This window comes from Luteimonas sp. FCS-9, from assembly GCF_001014645.1.
In the GTDB taxonomy this organism is placed as follows: domain Bacteria; phylum Pseudomonadota; class Gammaproteobacteria; order Xanthomonadales; family Xanthomonadaceae; genus Luteimonas.
Genome location: NZ_LASZ01000001.1, coordinates 127,061 through 142,931 on the forward strand (window position 1 = coordinate 127,061; position 15,871 = coordinate 142,931).

A 15,871-nucleotide genomic window follows, 5' to 3' on the forward strand; every position below is an offset into this window, starting at 1 on the left:
GCTGGGAATACCAACAGGAGTCAGCGAGGTGCGCGTTGCTGCGCTGTCAGCGTCGCGCAGCCGCCCGCGAAAGTCTGTCGGGAAACGCCGCGACGCGCCGTAGGGGAAGCCCTACGGGCCGGCCAGGGTCAGTCGAAGTACCAGTCGCTCGGGCCAGCCTGCGCGCGATAGCGCGACGCCTCGCGCCGCAGGTGGCTCGCGCCCTCCTCCGCACGCGCACGAGCGCGCCAGTCCGCGCCGTGCGCTGCGGCGATCAAGTCTCGGGCCTGCTGCTCGAGCTCCTGGGCGCGGCGCCGCGCGCGTTCGGCACTGGCCGGGTCGATGACCCTTGGGGTTCGGCATCTCCTCATGCGGACAGCGTGCGCCGGCGGCGTTGCATGGCCTGCGACCGCGCTCCCATCCCTCAGTATCCAGTCACGTCGACGACGTAGGCGCCGGCGGCGACGGAGTAGTTCGGGGGCGTGGTCGGGCCCCACCTCTGGGAGGCGAAGTTCGCCGACACGAGCTTGAACGTGTTGCCGGTGATCGCCAGCATCCCGCGGAACGTGTAGAGCCACCAATCCTGCTGCGATGGCACCGGCGACTGGTTGACGACGCGGGTGCTTGCGGCTGGCCCGTCCTGGAACACCGCATAGTTCTTCCCCGCGGGGTAGTCGACGGTGAAACCGTCCGTGCCATTGCTTGATGGCAACAGCTCGTGCACCCCGACGATCCGCAGGTACCTGAGCGCAGCGTTGAACACGATCTGCCCGGTCTCGCTCTTCACCTCGAGGTACTGGGCCGGGACGTCGTTGGGCGTGCGCGCGAAGACGAAATACTCGACGACTGCGCCAGGTGCGCCCTTGCAGACGATGTCGACGATCGCGTTGCCGCTGGTGAACGCGCGTACCGCGGCCCAGGCTCCGGCCGGGGACCGCACCGCGATCAGCGGCCAGTCCGGGCAGTTGGGGATCGTGAACGACACGTAGCTCGTGTCGCCAGCTGCCGTCGTCGTGGTCGTGACGCCTTTCGCGAATAGCGCGAGGTTGGCGTAGGCGCCGTCGATGACCAGATTGTTGGTGTCGTTGTAGACGATCAGGCCAGCGGGCATCAGTAGACCCCGACCAGCAGCGTGCAGTTGGTGACGCCAGTGCCGTAGGCGGTGTTCGTCCCGTAGGACAGGACGTTGTTGCCGTCGACGGTTACGCTCGGCCGGTACGCGGAGCCGCGCACCGCCGGCGAGTTGTTGTTGATCACGCTGACCCAGGCCGTGCCCTCGGGCAGCTGAACCGAGCCGCTGGCGCCAGCCGGCACGTCGATCGCGGCGACGAAGCGGGTCAGCCGGTCGGTCACCTCAAGCACCACGCGGCCGGACTCGTCGAGGCACTGCAGACCCTGCGGCATCACCACACCCCCATGCGTACACGCAGGCGCCCCTGGGCGTCGTAAACGCGGTGATTGCCGTCACTGTACTCTGTGCGCGCGCCGCCGCCCGGGGCAACGATGCGGAAGACCGACGCCAGCACGTTGAACTCCGGCCGAACGCCGTCGTTGACGCTTTCGAAACCGGAGATCAGGCCGTCGTTCGTCACGTAAACGCCGAACTTCGCATCCAGGCCGGCGCGCAGCTCCTGGGTCACCTGCGTGAGTCCGCCGGCCCCAGGCGACCAGGGCGACGGCTTCGTCTGCCCCGGAGCAGCTTTCTCCAGCATGGGCATCGTGATCCACGCATACGGGTCGTTGCCCGGCTCTTGCGTGATCCATCGCGCTCTAGCCATTGTTGTGCCAGCAGGGGCCGTGCCTACGGCGATAGCTCGCGGCCAGCTTGCGATGGCGTTTCCTCCCGTAGTGCCGTAGGTCGGACTTGTAAAAGTGGCCAACCAGACGCCTGCCGAATTGACAAAGACAACTTCAATCCGGCCGCGCGATCGCAAATTGGACAGGTACGCTGACGCGATGAACGTATCTCCCGGTTCTGCCGGCACACCGTCGCTATCCCAAAAATTCGACCCGGACGGGTTGGACACGCCGCGGATGCCGTAGGTATTGCTACCGTCCGGCTTGCGCGCTGCGGAACCTAGGTTAATTTCGCCGCGGTCACCCCATTCCAGGATTGCCCACGACCATCCTGGATGACCGGACCCACTGCCGCCGAAGTCGGCGTTTTGCAGCAGGTTCCCGCCGCCGGTCTGGCTCGAGCGAACATCAAGAATCGCCGACGCCGCCCCGTTTGCCGCAGCTAGCGCCTGGGTCGCGGTCGTCTGCGCGTTGCCGGCCTTGGTGTCGACGGTCGTGATCTGCTGCGCGAGTTGCTGGCCCTGCGCCGTGACCACGGTCTGCAGCTGCGTGACGCTCGCCTCGCTCGCTACGCGGCCCCCGCCGGCCGGCATCTGCGCCTCGACCGCCGACACGCGGCTAGCGGTCGCCGAGTTGGCCGTCGCCGCCGCTTGGACGGCATCGATGACCGCCGCAGCGTTGGCGAGGTCGGCCGCGGTGCGGCGCACGGCGCGAGGCCGGCGCAGCGACTTGCTGACCGCCGCCGGCCCCTCCGCGCGCACCGCGGCGCGCGTGGCTCCCGCTGGGACTGCGTGCGACATCGCAAGCGGGTACCACGTGCCGACGGCGGGGTTCGACAGGTCCACGCGGCGCGTCACGTTGCTGACGCCGCTCCCGGCCGGGCCGTCGAATCGGACCGCGAGCGAGATCCGCGACATCGTCTCGTTGGCGCGGACCTCGGCCGCGAAGTCGAGGATCTCACCGGGTGTGACATCGAACGACCGCGTGTTCGGCGACCACTGCGCGGTCGACGTCACCAGGCTCACGCCGTCTTCCACGGTCGCGGTATCGCCCAGGTCGGCCGGCACGAGGTTGTCGCCGGCAGTGAACGCCGCGCGCACCGCGTCGAGGCGCGACGCCGTGGCCGCGTTCGCGGTCGCCGCCGCTTGCTCGGCGGCCTGCACGCGCGCCTCACTGGCCAGCATGCCGCCGCCTGCGGGGACGCGCGCCTCCATCGTCGCGACGCGGGCGACCGTCGCCGCGTTCTCGGCGGCGCGCACGGTCTCCTCGGCGATGATCCGCGCGAGCGCGGCATCGGCGGCGTTCGCTGCGGCCGACGCCTCGGTGACGTCGATCAGCAGCAAGTCGTCCAGCACAACACCGTCGCCGGCCGGAATGCTCACGCGATTGAGCTGCAGCAACGCACGGTTCCGCGACGAACCAGCCGCGACAGTTACGTAGCCGCTGAGCTTGGAATAGCTGTCGACGCTGAGCGACGCCATCGTCGCCGAGGCGAAGCCGGGGTAGATCGGGTTCACGCCGCCGTCGGACAACGCGAACCGCAACGTCACAGTGCCGGTGGTGCCGCCGATCCGCCTTGTCCATGCCTCGGCGTAGTAGCGCCGGCCCTCTTGCACGTCGAACGAGCCAAGCGGCGAGCTGGCGGTGGTGCCGCTGCTGAGCACCTGCAGCGCCTGCGCACCGGAACGCGCGCCCGTGACGATCGTCTGCAAGCCGGGCAGCACTTGCCCCAGGGCATACCGCTCGAACCCGCCATCCGCGACCATGTTCGCGCCCGACTGCTGCAGGCTGGCGACCGACGCCTCGATCACGAGGGAACGGGACGCGGCCGCTTCGTCCCCCGCGGCGCGCGCGGCCTGCTCGGCCAGCACTTGCGCCTCGGTCGCGAGCCGCCCGGTACCGGCCGGGTTGCGCGCTTCGAGCGCCGAGATCCTGGACGCATTCGCCGCCGCTGCGGTCGCTGCCGTTTGCTCCGCTTGCACCACCCTCGCTTCAGATGCCGAGCGGCCGCCATCGGCTGGGGATTTTGACTCCAAGAGCGACGTGCGCGATGCGACAGCGAGGAGATCAAGCCCTTGCTGCACGACCTTGGCATCTGTTACTTGCAGCGCAGATGCGGTCGCCGCATTGTCAGCTACGATGCCCTGCGAATCCGCCATGCCGAGCGGAACTCCTCCGATGACCTGGAGCACGTACTCGGCCCAGCGCCCTTGACGGCTAGACCCCGTCGGAGATTGCAGGACCTCAATCGCCCCCCCTTGCTTCAGGCTCCGCCGGCCGACGATGATTGCGGCCGTGCTACCGGTGACGTCTCGCACAAAGCCCGGGGAGGCGCCGAGCGAAAGAAGCGCGTCACGCACTCCGGTAGACACGGGACCAGTGCCGCTGATCGATCCGACATGATCGGACGTCACAACGAGCACATATCGATCTTCCGGCAGGGATGCTACGTAATCGACCAGCTCGGGGCCGCTCGCTGCGAGGTCGCCGTATGTGTCAAACCGAACGCCCGCGTTCAGCGTGCTGTCGGAATTGATCGAGAAGAAGTTGAAGCCACGATTCGGCGTGTGCAACCTCTCGCCGGCGGCGTTGTAGACCCCGCGCGCTCGAGGGGAGCCGCTGGGCGCCGAACCCAACCCGGCGTCCGACACGACCGTGTAGGTTGCGACGTCGCCGATGCGCGCCAGGGCGGCGCGTGTTTCGTCGACACGTTGCGCAGTTGCCGCGTTTGCCGTTGCGGCTGCCAGCTCAGCGGCAGTGACCTGCGCAGTCGACGCCGCGCGCCCACCGTCGACGGGCAGCTTCGCCTCAATTGCTGCACTTCGGGCCGAGTTGGCCGCGGCTGCTGTCGCCGCAGCCTGCTCGATCGCGGTCGCGCGCGCCTCGCTCGCCGCGCGGCCGCCGTCCGCTGGCACCTTCGCCTCGACGGCGGTCTGGCGGCTGGCCAGCGCCTCATCGCGCTGCACGCTGGCGGCCGCATTGGCGGTCACGGTCGCCTGGAGCGCGAGCGCGCCGTTTCCGCTGGGCAGGCGAGCGACGACCGCGTCGAGCCGGCGCACCTCGGCGCCGAGGTCGGTCGCCAGCTGCGTGGTCGCCGCCAGCGCCGCGGCCAGGGCCTCGCCGACGCTCTCGTAGTCGCCGAGCTTCTCCCACGCCGCGGGCGTCGTCGCCGGGTTCTGGCCGGTCGTCTGCGCGCGGGCGCGGTACAGGCCGCCCTCGTAGCGGACGAGCCACCCCGCGTTGTAGGTCGCGCCGGCCTCCCACTCGGGGGCGCCCACGATCTCGGCGATCTCGGCGGCCAGGGCCTCGGCCTGCGCCAGTGCGGCGTCGGCGCGCAGGATCGCGGCGTCGCGCGCCGCGTTCGCCTTGGTGGTGGCATCGGCGGCGGCGGCCGCGATCGCCGCCGTGCGCGCGTTGTTGGCCTTCGTCGTCGCGTCGCTGGCGGCCGCGGAGACAGCCGCCTGCCGCGCCTCAGTCGCCTTGCGCGCAGCGTCGGCCGCGGCATCGCCCGCGACCTTCGCGTCGCCTTCGATTCGCGCCACGATCTCCTCGGAGACCTTGTCGCCGATCCCGCCGATCTGTTCGCCCAGGTTCCGGCCCAGGGTCTTGGCGACCACGCGCATGCCCGTCGACAGCGTGCCGCTGGTGTTTCGCGATCGGGCGGCGAAAGTCCAGTCGCCGCTCTCCGGCACGACCGCTTCAAAGGGCGCCGTGTGGTAGCCGTCGGCGTTGCCGACCGGTTCCATGGCGTCCCAATCGGGCGCGGTGACCTTGCCGGCTGTGACGCGGATCTCGACGCCCGCGAAATCCGCCGACCGCGTGGTGCCATCGAACCAGCCCCAGGTGTAGAGCCGCACGCCGCCCGAGCGCTCCTCGACGTCGAACAGGTCGACCAGCACCGGCGGCGCGTCGGCGCCGATCGTGCTGTAGATCGTGCCGGTTGCGATGCCCGGCCGGCCGTCCGGCGCGAATGGGCGCACCGCGACCTGGTACGTGCCGGCGCCGGGGATACGCCAGGCGGCGCTGCGCGTCGTCGTGCGCGCGACTTCCTGCAGCTGCCCATTCGCGTCGGCCATCTGCACCACCGTGTCGCCGACCGGGCCGCTCACCTCCCACTGGGCGACGAGCTCGGTGTAGACGGTGTCGCCCTGCACCACCTGGCGTTCGGTGACCAGCAGGTCGGACGCCACGGGCCGGGTCTGCAGCAGAGATTGGTTCGGCGGTCGGATGTAGTGCCCGGTCCGGACGTACTCCCAGAATTCCGGCCCTTCCGGCACGACGGATACGCGGGCACCCTTCATTCCGCTTTCGGGCTGCAGAGCGACCACGCGCACCCGGTAGCCGGGCGTCGGCTTGAAGTCGTAGCACCACAGGGTGTCGACGGCCGGGTTCGCTGCCGTGTTGCCGGGAAGCGCCGCATCGCTCGGCCACGCACCGACCAGCTGCAGGCGCGCGGACTTCCCCTCGAAGGGTCGGACCTCGAACACCCGGTAGGTCTTCTCGCCGGGGACGCGGAGCCCCACGTACGCCTTGCCCGTCTCCGGAGCCCGGACCGGCTCATCCAGGTCGATCGTGACCGTTCCGCCATCGACGCGCGCAGCGACGACGCGACCGCTGAATCCCCACTGCGTCAGGTCGTGCGACAACGACAGCACCGACAGGCGGCGGTAGGACAGGTGCTCGAGGTCGGTCGAGTAGCTGATGTCCTTGTACTGGTACAGCGACTGCGCCAGATGCCAGCGCGCGAGCATCGCCGCATGCGCCTCGCTGGTGATGCCCTCGCCCGTGACCTGCGTGGGGTTGAGCATCGTGGTCACGCCTGGCGCAGGTATGCGCAGCGTCTTGGTGCTCCAGTCCTCGGCGTCGTAGTACGTGAACTCGATGCCGTCGGCGGCGCTGGCCAGCGTGTAGTCCACCTGGAACTGGCCACGCTTGATCGTGCCCATACCGACGACGCCGCTGAGCGGCTGCTCGTCAGCGGCCCAGATAGGAGACATGCGGCCGGAGGCCCAACTCACCTGACCGAACCCGGCGAGCGCCAGGCTGTTGAGCATCTCGTCGTGGTTGCGCGCGTCCTTGACGACGTAGTCGTAGCCGAAGCCCTCGGCCGCGCAGTGCAGCATGAACGCCTGCAGGCCCGGCACGTCGATCATCTCCTCGGGCAGCCCCATGCCGGCGATGCGGTTCCCGTGCTCGTCGTTGATCCCGCGGGCATACGCGAGCAGGTGCGCGCCCGGGTTGCTGGTCTCCTGCGTGACCCACTCGGTACCGGTCCAGACAGGCACGGGCCGGCTGACGGCGACGCAGCGGATCTCGTCGGGCGCGTTCTGCAGCTGGCCGGAGGCCTTCATCCGGATGCCGATGCGCGGGATACCGGAGTAATCGGCAGGGTCGGCCTGGACGGCGACCATCGTTTCCCACTGCCACTTCGATTGGCCATTCGACCCACCGCCGTTGACCGCTCGGCCGCGGATCCGGGTGCGCACGTCGTACTGCCCTTCAGCGACATCGCGGGGCAGCGTCGCCCGATGCGGGTTGTAGTCGCTGTTCGCGAAGTTGCGCGAGATCAGCGGCGTCCACGTGCTGGAGCCGGCCGGACGGTACTGGACCTCCACCGTCTCGGTGTTCAGATATGGGCGCCCCTTACTGTCGGCGTCGCCGAGGACGTAGGCGAGGTTCACGAGGATGCGCACGGTGCGCGGCGGCGTCGTGCGCTGCACCCATGTGCCGTCCTCGCTCAGCTCGCCGCCGTTGATCGTGTCCGCGTCGGTGTACAGCGGGATCTTCTGCTCGGGCATGCCCGGGAAGCCGGCGTAGTAGACCTGCACGCCCTGAAACGACGACAGCAGCGCGTCGCCGAGATAAAGCTCCTCGACGCGGTGCACGTTGACGCCGGGCGTGAGCACCATGCCGACGTACTGCTCGTCGCCCTCGAACCACGTGTACGGCGCGCTCAGGATGTCCGGCGCGTACTTCACGCGGCCGAACGGCAGTCCGAGCGGCTGGTACGGACGCGCCTGATTACGGCTGGCGCCGATGGTGTAGACGGTGTTCTGGTCCGTTTGGCTGACGCTGGGCGGCTTCGGTCCGAGGACCTTGTTGATCAGCACGGATCCGGCGACGAACACGGCCGACGCGAACAGTGCGCCGGCGACGCCGCCGCCGAAGGCGCCGGCAGCCGCGCCCGCCCCCCAGCCGCCAGCGGTGGCGCTGCCCAGACCGAAGGTGAAATAGGTCAGCGCGACCATCGCGACGATGTAGAGCGCGGTCTTCTTGGCGATGCCTCGCACTTCGATCAGGGTGCGGTCCTTCGGACGGACACGCTCCATGACCTCCACGGGCACCAGCACGCCATTGATGCGCACTTCCCACGCGTCGCCGGCCCAATCCGGCACGGCCCGCCGCAGGAAGGCGCCCAGCGTCTCGCCGGGCAGCAGCTGGGCGACGAGCTCGTTCTGCCCCTCAACCGTGACCGGATGCGGCGTGTAGACCAGGCGGCTATGCCCAGGGGGGCACTCGAGCAAGCCCATCACGCAGCGCCCCCAGCCTCGACCACGCAAGAAAAACGCCCCGTTTCCGGGGCGTTGGGGTCGAACTGCATCAGGGGTCGTCGGGTCAGTCCCGCCATCGGTAGAAACCTTCGATCGGTGCTCCCCAATCGGGGAGCTCGCGCACGCGGTGGAAGACCGACACGCCGATCTTCTCGCAGCTATGCAGGACCCAGCCCTCGTGGGCCAGGAAGAAGTAGACGCCGACGTGCCCGAGCACGCCGTCCTCGAACATCAACACCAGGTCGCCGTCCTGGGGCCTCTCGGTGCGTGTGCCATACGCGCGCGATAGCTCACCGAGCGCCAGCTGGCCGCGGACGCCGCGCGGGCGCCCGTTCGGCACGACCACGTCGCGACCGAACAACTCGCGCTGGACCAGCACGACGAAATCAGCGCAGTCGAGCGTTTCGGCGCAGTACGGCACGCCGACCAGGTGCTCGATCTCAGCCGGCCTCATCGGCCTCGCCCGCGTCGACCAGCGCGGCTTCCTCCACCTCGTCGGATTCGTCGCCGGGCACCTCGGGCGCGGGCGCGTCCTCCAGCGGCACCAGCTGCGGGCCGGTGACGTGCAGCGACTGGATCAGGCCGTCGCGGTTGTAGAACGCCACCAGCCCCTGAGGCGCGTTCTCGCCGACCGAGATGATCAGCACCGGGTTCTGCGGGTCGACCTCGAGCGCCGCGGCCAGGCCGGGCTCGAAGCGCATGAAGTCGCCGGCGGCGTGGGGGAACGGGTCGCTCCCCAGGCCCGCACGGTTGCGCTCGGCCCAGGCCGACAGCTGATCGCGGATCAGCTGCGGGGTCGCTTCGACCTGGATCATCACCATGTTCGCGTTCGTCATCTCGGATCTCTCAAGGAAGGCCTGGGGCCGTGAAGGGGTTGAACAGCAGGCGCACGGCCCGCTGGCGAAGGAGGTAGTCCACACCCAGCTGCGCAGTCGCCTGCCCACCGCCGGACGAGACGTGGGTCATCGGGAGATTCCAGACGCGCGCATAGACGTGCGGGTTCGCGCGATCGCTGAGCATCAGCCGGCCGAGCAGCAGTTCACCCGGCGGCAGCGCCTCGAGGTCCTCGGTGATGCTGGCGCCACCGGTCGCCATGACCAACTGCGCGCGCGGCGTCTGGCCGGCGACGTCGTCCGGCTCCTTGAAGCCGAACGGCGCGCCGATGTACTCGACTCCGTTGCTGGTCCAGTTCTGAGTGTCGTTGACCACCCGCAGCACCTCGGGCATGGACGTCGACCGGATCTCGAGAAACAGGAGCGTGCCGTGGCGGTCGCGCGTCCGCTGCCGCCGCTCGAGGAACGTGCTCACCGGAGGTACTCCACGGTCACCGCGCGGCGGCAGTCGTAGCCGAGCTCGTCGATCAACTCGGCGCGCCCGATCGAGCCTCCCACGAAGCTGACGCGCAGCGGGCGGCCGCTGATCGGATGGGGCATGTCGAACTCGCCGATCCGGCCGAGCTCTGTCATGTACCAGCCGAAGAATTGCTCCTGCAGGTCCCACGTCTCGAAGTAAAGGCTGAAGCTGAGGCGCATCTTGACCTGGGAGTTGAGGATCTCGAGCTTGTCGGGGCCCCGCTCCATTTCCGTGGTTCGGACCGACGGGTCCAGGTCCTCGGCGAAGCCGGCGAGCATCACATGCGCGTAGTCGGGGAGCTGGCTCATACCTGGTCCTTCCAGCCGAATCGGCCTCGGCCAGCCGCCGCGACGACGCCGCCGTTGGCCACGTCGTCGGCCACTGCCTCGAGGACCGTGCGGATCAGCTGGGTGCCGTCGGGCTGCTGGGTGATGGTTGTCTCAGTGGCCCTCATCGGCGGCCCGGTATTGACGATCTCGATGCGGTAGTTGCCACCGCGGCCGCTGCCGAGACCGCCGTTGGCGCGATGGCGCGGATCGGATCGGGTCACCACTTCTTCGTCGCGGCGCAGGATCGCGGGCACCTCGTCGGGCGCCAGACCGGCGATTCCGCCGTTGTGGTACCGCGGCGCTGCGCCGAACAGCAGCGGGCTGATCGAGCGGCGCACCGCGCCTTGCCCGGCCACCCCACCTTGGTGATGGACGTCAGCGGTAGCACCGCCCCCGAAGCCGGAGAACAAGCCGCGCACAGCGCGCAGCGCGAGCTCCTGAGCGATCATTCGCGCGACGCCGGCCACGAAGGACCGGACCATGTCGGAGAACGCTTCCTTGAAGCCCTTGGCACCCGTGATCAGGTCGGCGAGCGCATCCCCTAGCGAGTTCGCCGCCAGGTCCTCAGTCTTCTGCCTCCAAGTGTCCTGGGAAGCGATGACGTTCGCGATCTCGGTGTCGAGCTCGCGCAGGCCGGCAACCGCGGCCGTATGCGCCGGCGAACCCGGCGCATGCGCCGCCATGGCTCCGACGGCCGCAGCGCGGAGTTGTTGGTAGTCGGCCAGCGCCTTGGCACGTGCGGCGGCCAGCTGCCGCTCGCCCTCGCCCATGCCCATGGTGCCGGCGCCGACCTGAGCGCCGATGGCCGTCTCGATGGAGCGCAGCGCGGCGCCGATCTTCGTTGCCGCCTCGCCCAGGGCGTCCTGCTGCGCGCGCGCGACCAGCCGCTCGACCAGCGCCTGCCCCATCTGCTCGCCGGCGGCGCCGGACTCTGCCTCCAGGCGCCGGAACAGCACCTCGTACTCGCGGAGCACGCGCGCGCGCTCGGCTTGGCCGACGGTCGCGATGTCGAACACGTCGCCCAGCTGGCGCTTGAGGTCCGCGACCTGCGCGGCGAGGTCCTGCTCGGCGCGGGCCTGCTCGCGCGCGGATCGAACGCCGATCTCGGCCCGATCCCGCTGCAGCGTGGCGATTTCCTCCTCGAGCTTCCGCCGAGGGCCGAGCTTGTCGGCCACTGCCAGCTCGGCCTGGGCCTGCTGGATCGCCAGGTCGACCGCCCGAAGCTGCAGGCGCTCGCGCTCGGCGAAGTAATCCTTGATGCTGAGACGGCCCTCGCCGTAGATCCGCTCCAGCTCCTTGAGCGCGCGCTCGGTCGCATCGCGCAGCAGCGCGTTGGAGGCCGCGATCGCCTTGCCGGTACCGGCGGCCGCGGTAGAGACCGTCTCCTCGACGGCACCGGCCGTGGCCGCCCCCAAGTCCACGACCCGCGTGTTCCAGTCGTCGACCATGCGCGCCAGCTGGTCGACCCGGCTCTGCGCCTCCTCGACGCCGGTACCGACCGCGGCGACCACACCACCCTGCAGGTAGCCGCCACGTCCGCCGCGGCGCTCCTGGCGCGCGCGCTCGGCCGCCAGCCGCTCCTTGCGTTCGTTGGCAACGGCAAGCGCGGCCTGCAGCGTGCTGATCGCCTGGGCGCGCTTCGCGCGTGCGTCTGCGAGCGCGGCCTGGGCGCTCTCCTTGGCGAGGTCACGGTTCGCCGCCAGCTCGGCGTTGTGGGCCTCCTGAGCGCGCGTCGCATCCTGCGTTCGTTGGTAGAGCGCGTAGACGGCGCCGGTGAGCGCGGCGATCGCGAGACCCACCGGGCCACCGAGCAGCGCCAGGGCGCCGCGCAGGGTCACTGCCTGCGCGGTCGCGGCGACCAGCGCCGCGCGCAGGCTGACCAGGTAGGCGATGAGCGCCGGGATTGCGGCCGCCGCGGCAAGCGCGAGCCGGGTCCCGATGATCACCAGGATGACGTCCAGGTTCTGGATGATCAGCCGGAGCAGAGTCAGCACCGGCCCGAGATAGCGCGGCAGGTCCTTGGCGAGGTTGGTGAGCGCGGTCGCCAGCTTGCGGCTGATCCCCTCCGCTTCGTCGACGTCGCCGACGAAGTCGAGGAACGCGTTCCGGACCTGCACCAGGGCGTCGCCGATGGTGACCGGCATCTGGCCGAATTCCTTCTCGACCGCCGACGCCTGCGACTCCAACGCCTTGAGCACCTGCTCGTTGGTGAGCTTGCCCTCCTTGGCCAGTTCCCGGAGCTTCCCGAGCGGGATACCCATGCCGGTCGCGATCGCCTCGGCCAGGCGAGGCGTCTGCTCGAGCACGGAGTTCAACTCTTCGCCGCGCAGTTGCCCGGCCGCCAGCGCCTGGCCGAACTGCACGATCGCCGCGTCGCCGGCGGCGGCCGACGCGAACGACAGCCTGATCGCCTGATTGACGGTCCGCGTCAGGCCGAGCAGGCGCTCCTGCGACAGCTGCATGCCGCGACTGCTGCGCTCCATGCGCGCGTACAGGTCGACGGTGTTCGTCAGCCCGGTGCGCGTGTCCTGCGCGATCGAGAACAGGCCCTCATAGTCGCCCTTGGCCATGCGGATCCGCCCGCGCAGCTGGGTGGCCTCATCGGCCAGCCCGGACAGGACGGACGCGCCGCGCAGCGAGAGCCACGCGGCAGCGAGACCCGCGACCTCCTGGCGAACGCGCTTGATCCCCTGGATCGCGGCGTTGTTGCCCGCGTTCTGCAGAGCGGCGCCCGCGTCCTTCTTGACCTTGGCCAGCTCGCCGCGCAGCAGCCCCAGGCCCTGCTTGATGTCGGCCAGATCGGCCGAGATCCTCACGCGAAGGCTTGCGGGCGTGTTCAAGGGTCAGGAATCCAGGTGATTGAGGTACGTCTTCCACTCCTGCGCATCGCAGTTGGCGGCGGCGCGCAGGTTGAAGGCGTGGTCACGGAGATCGCGACGCCGCGCACGCTCGGCGGCTTCGGAGAAAGCCCGGAGCTGGCCGAACGTGTAGCCGCGGATCTCGGTCAGCGAGTGGCCGCGCTCGGCGAGGAGCTGGAGGGTGTCGGCCCAGTTCCACGGTGCTTTGCCGCCGCCTTTGCCCGGGCCGCTGCCCGCTCCTGCAGCAGGGGCGCCAGGCGGCGGACGAAAAAATCGCGGTTGACCTCGTAGAGCCCGCGGCACAGGTCCACGAACTCGGCGATGTCTCCGCCCTCGATCCAGGCGGGTTCGCGACCCACGGCCAGCGCGACGGCCTGGAAGACGGCGTCGCCGTGCTTCTCGATCAAGTCGAGCGCCAGATCGATCCAGGCGCCCTCGTCTTCGTCCGGCAGGGCCTCGAGGTCAAGCAGCGAGTTGATCACCGGCCTGGCCAGGCGGACGATCCTGGGCGTCGCGCCGACGGTCAGCGGCCGCAGATCGAGGGTCTCTCCGCGGTAGGTCGCCGGCCCCGTGGCCGGCTCGATCACTTCCAGAGCGTTGTCGTCCATGGCGATCAGCGCTCCTGCTGCCAGTAGAAGTAGGCGCTGTGGTTGGTCGAGATCCGCTTCGACGGGTCGGCCAGGATCGAACCCTGCACCTCGCCGACGCCGTACTCCTCGCCCAGAAGTCCCAGCTGCTGGATCACGCCGCCGCTGACGCGGTGCGCGACGAGCTTGACCTTGCGGCCGCTGAGCGCCTCGTTCTCGCCGTGGAACTGCATCTCGTACTGGCGGGCCGCGACCACCGCGGCTTCCACGTGGCCGAGGGCACCGTGCGCGTACGTGACGCGGATGTTCGGCGCACCGTTCACGCTGACCGGGATTTCGCTGTCGACCGGGATGTAGATCATCCCGCGGTCGAAGACGTAGTCCTGGCCCGCGACGTACGCCGCGCCGGTGCCCACCGGCTGGACCGAGGTGATGGCCGACGCGATCCGCGACAGCGGGACGTACACGCCGCGCGCCGCGGCGACTTCCTCGTTGGCGACGCTCCCGGAAGCGATGGTGCTGGCCTGGCCGCGAGTGACCCGGGCGAAGTTCTCGGGGCTGAAATCGTGGAACGAGTAGCTCAGCTGCCAGTCGCTGATGCGGTCGACCCGGTTGCGGACGCCGCCGCCCGGGCGGGTGTGATCGGCCAGCGTGAGCTGGTTGGTCTGCGGCGCGACGTTGAAGGCGGAGCAGTTGCCGACCTCGATCAGGGGGAGCGGGCTGCCCCACTCGCGGACCAGGATGATGCCGCTGCCCAGGTAGCTGTAATCGGGTGCGTGGGACATTGCGAGTTCCTCGTGCTGGAAAAGAAAAAGCCCCGCGGATGCGGGGCTTCGGTGGGCGGCGCCGCGGATCAGCCGGCGGCGGGATGGATTGGGATGTGGCTGCTGTAGACGACGACGACGCCGGTCCAGCCCGCCCCCTGCTGTACTGGGGCGGGCTCCATGGTCTGGAACTCCGGGAACTGGTAGCCGCGCGGGAAGCGGAACTTCTGGGTCGGGTCGAGCGCGCGATCGAGGTCGCTGAGGATGCGGTCCTGCTGCTCGATGGCGTCGTCGATGTCGGCGTGCAGCTTGAGGATCACGCCCACGCTGGTCAGGCGGTGCGTGCGGACGACCGCGCGGTCGGTTGCCCGCTCTTGCTTGCCCACGACCAGCCCGATCACGATTCCCTGGGAATCCGGCACCATGCCGGCCTCGGTGGTGACCCAGGCGCCGGCGTCCGTGTGATAGCCGTCGGCGCGCCGGATCCTCCCCAGGCACTCGGCGAACGCGTCCAACAGGATCGAGCGAGGGCTATTGCTTGGCATGGATGACCACCCATCGGCTGCGGGATTCGTCGGCGCGGATTGGCTTCTGCAGGCGATAGCGTTCACCGCTGGCCAACAGTTCCACGACGCCGCCCTTTGCTGGCGACACCTCCCGCAGCTCGAACGAGATCAGGGTGTAGGACGCAGGGACCGGCAACATCTGCTCGGCATCGTCGAAGTCCCGGACATCCCGGTCGACCAGCACGGTGCACGGCTGGCCGACCGGTGTTTCGGGCGTGGCGTAGTACAGCGCGCCGTCGGCGATGCCAGCAGCCTGGAATGCCCGGCTGGCCGCCGCATCGAAGGCCCGCATGAAGTCTCGTTGGCTCATCCCTTGCCCCTGAATTTCGAGGTCGCGACTGCCTTGTCCAGCTCCCGCGTGAAGTGGAACGGCAGTTGCTCGTTGTAGATCCGCTGCGCGGCGCCGAACACGTCGTAGCGCGGGCGGTAGGTGACCGAGGCCACGAAGAACAGGACGCTGCGCACGCCGCTGCCGAAGCCGGTATCGATGCGCTCGTACACGCCGGGCTTCAGCTTCCCGCGCGGGCTGCTCAGGGCGAAATACTCCCCGCCGCGCCGCTTCTTCTTGGCTCGGCGCCGGCCGCGGCTGGCGTCCGTTGCGTTCTGGTACTGATCGCGCTGCGCGCGCACCGCGGAGAGGATCGCCGTGACCTGCTTGCCGGGGACGTTACCGAATGCGTCGAGCTGCGCACCGCGGCCGGGAACGGTCAGCATCCCGGCCGGCAGGACGCCAGCTGCGCGCAGAGCCGCCTCGGAGCGCTTCATCCTGCGCGCACCGCCGCCCACCTGGGCCAGCAGGTACTTCGCCGGCGGCGTGCCCTTGTGCGCCTCGTCGCGCAGGAAGACCTCGGCGTACGGCCGTTGCTTGGTCGCCTTGCGGTAGAGCGGCGCGCGCAGGGTGAGTGCCGTCGGCCGGTCGAATACGCGCGGCATCAGTTCCGCCCACCGCTCGCGGGTAGCGAAGGCGGTCGCGTTGACTGCCTGCACCGTCGCGAACAGCAGATTCTTCTGCTCGAGCTCCGTGAACGCCCGCCCGAAGACGTCGCCCGGATCCACCTCGGTCTTGATCATCTCGGCCTCTCGGGGC

14 protein-coding genes are annotated in these 15,871 nt (G+C 69.6%); all 14 read right to left on the reverse strand.

Features of this window, described 5'->3' with window-relative positions:
- Nucleotides 1–128: 128 nt before the first annotated feature.
- Nucleotides 129–350 carry a hypothetical protein gene (locus WQ56_RS00545; protein WP_047135119.1) on the reverse strand — a complete coding sequence of 74 codons (222 nt, stop codon included), beginning with the start codon at nucleotides 348–350 and terminating at the stop codon, nucleotides 129–131.
- Between the two features lie 53 nt (nucleotides 351–403).
- Nucleotides 404–1,090, reverse strand: a complete 687-nt coding sequence (locus tag WQ56_RS00550) for a hypothetical protein (protein ID WP_047135120.1) — start codon at nucleotides 1,088–1,090, stop codon at nucleotides 404–406.
- On the reverse strand, nucleotides 1,090–1,386 hold the full coding sequence (locus tag WQ56_RS00555; RefSeq protein WP_156170142.1) for a hypothetical protein: 297 nt from the start codon (nucleotides 1,384–1,386) through the stop codon (nucleotides 1,090–1,092). The genes WQ56_RS00550 and WQ56_RS00555 overlap by 1 nt, the downstream gene beginning before the upstream one ends.
- Entirely contained in the window at nucleotides 1,383–8,306 is a 6,924-nt protein-coding gene (locus WQ56_RS17480) for a host specificity factor TipJ family phage tail protein (protein ID WP_052772736.1), read from the reverse strand. The genes WQ56_RS00555 and WQ56_RS17480 overlap by 4 nt, the downstream gene beginning before the upstream one ends.
- 85 nt (nucleotides 8,307–8,391) lie before the next feature.
- Entirely contained in the window at nucleotides 8,392–8,781 is a 390-nt protein-coding gene (locus WQ56_RS00565) for a hypothetical protein (protein WP_047135122.1), read from the reverse strand.
- Nucleotides 8,768–9,163 (reverse strand): hypothetical protein, encoded by a 396-nt coding sequence (locus WQ56_RS00570; RefSeq protein ID WP_047135123.1) that lies wholly within the window; start codon nucleotides 9,161–9,163, stop codon nucleotides 8,768–8,770. The genes WQ56_RS00565 and WQ56_RS00570 overlap by 14 nt, the downstream gene beginning before the upstream one ends.
- A 10-nt stretch (nucleotides 9,164–9,173) precedes the next feature.
- Entirely contained in the window at nucleotides 9,174–9,635 is a 462-nt protein-coding gene (locus WQ56_RS00575; RefSeq protein ID WP_047135124.1) for a DUF1833 family protein, read from the reverse strand.
- Nucleotides 9,632–9,988, reverse strand: a complete 357-nt coding sequence (locus WQ56_RS00580) for a hypothetical protein (RefSeq protein ID WP_047135125.1) — start codon at nucleotides 9,986–9,988, stop codon at nucleotides 9,632–9,634. The genes WQ56_RS00575 and WQ56_RS00580 overlap by 4 nt, the downstream gene beginning before the upstream one ends.
- Nucleotides 9,985–12,849, reverse strand: coding sequence for a tape measure protein (locus tag WQ56_RS00585; RefSeq protein WP_156170144.1), 2,865 nt, complete (start codon nucleotides 12,847–12,849; stop codon nucleotides 9,985–9,987). Before WQ56_RS00585 ends, WQ56_RS00580 begins: the two co-directional genes overlap by 4 nt.
- A 164-nt stretch (nucleotides 12,850–13,013) precedes the next feature.
- Complete coding sequence (locus WQ56_RS00590) at nucleotides 13,014–13,475, reverse strand: DUF6631 family protein (protein WP_047135127.1); 462 nt, start codon at nucleotides 13,473–13,475, stop codon at nucleotides 13,014–13,016.
- 5 nt (nucleotides 13,476–13,480) lie between these two features.
- Nucleotides 13,481–14,239, reverse strand: a complete 759-nt coding sequence (locus WQ56_RS00595; RefSeq protein WP_047135128.1) for a hypothetical protein — start codon at nucleotides 14,237–14,239, stop codon at nucleotides 13,481–13,483.
- A gap of 68 nt (nucleotides 14,240–14,307) precedes the next feature.
- The gene (locus WQ56_RS00600) at nucleotides 14,308–14,733 is read right to left on the reverse strand and encodes a hypothetical protein (protein ID WP_052772737.1); all 426 of its coding nucleotides are present in this window, start codon (nucleotides 14,731–14,733) and stop codon (nucleotides 14,308–14,310) included.
- 16 nt (nucleotides 14,734–14,749) lie between these two features.
- Nucleotides 14,750–15,094 carry a hypothetical protein gene (locus WQ56_RS00605; protein WP_047135130.1) on the reverse strand — a complete coding sequence of 115 codons (345 nt, stop codon included), beginning with the start codon at nucleotides 15,092–15,094 and terminating at the stop codon, nucleotides 14,750–14,752.
- The gene (locus WQ56_RS00610; RefSeq protein ID WP_047135131.1) at nucleotides 15,091–15,855 is read right to left on the reverse strand and encodes a hypothetical protein; all 765 of its coding nucleotides are present in this window, start codon (nucleotides 15,853–15,855) and stop codon (nucleotides 15,091–15,093) included. Before WQ56_RS00610 ends, WQ56_RS00605 begins: the two co-directional genes overlap by 4 nt.
- Nucleotides 15,856–15,871 lie beyond the last annotated feature (16 nt).

Coding starts and splice junctions, on each gene's coding strand:
- WQ56_RS00545 (WP_047135119.1), bottom strand. CDS start 350: ATGAGGAGATGCCGAACCCCAAGGGTCATCGACCCGGCCAGTGCCGAA.
- WQ56_RS00550 (WP_047135120.1), bottom strand. CDS start 1,090: ATGCCCGCTGGCCTGATCGTCTACAACGACACCAACAATCTGGTCATC.
- WQ56_RS17480 (WP_052772736.1), bottom strand. CDS start 8,306: ATGGGCTTGCTCGAGTGCCCCCCTGGGCATAGCCGCCTGGTCTACACG.
- WQ56_RS00565 (WP_047135122.1), bottom strand. CDS start 8,781: ATGAGGCCGGCTGAGATCGAGCACCTGGTCGGCGTGCCGTACTGCGCC.
- WQ56_RS00570 (WP_047135123.1), bottom strand. CDS start 9,163: ATGACGAACGCGAACATGGTGATGATCCAGGTCGAAGCGACCCCGCAG.
- WQ56_RS00580 (WP_047135125.1), bottom strand. CDS start 9,988: ATGAGCCAGCTCCCCGACTACGCGCATGTGATGCTCGCCGGCTTCGCC.
- WQ56_RS00590 (WP_047135127.1), bottom strand. CDS start 13,475: ATGGACGACAACGCTCTGGAAGTGATCGAGCCGGCCACGGGGCCGGCG.
- WQ56_RS00595 (WP_047135128.1), bottom strand. CDS start 14,239: ATGTCCCACGCACCCGATTACAGCTACCTGGGCAGCGGCATCATCCTG.
- WQ56_RS00605 (WP_047135130.1), bottom strand. CDS start 15,094: ATGAGCCAACGAGACTTCATGCGGGCCTTCGATGCGGCGGCCAGCCGG.
- WQ56_RS00610 (WP_047135131.1), bottom strand. CDS start 15,855: ATGATCAAGACCGAGGTGGATCCGGGCGACGTCTTCGGGCGGGCGTTC.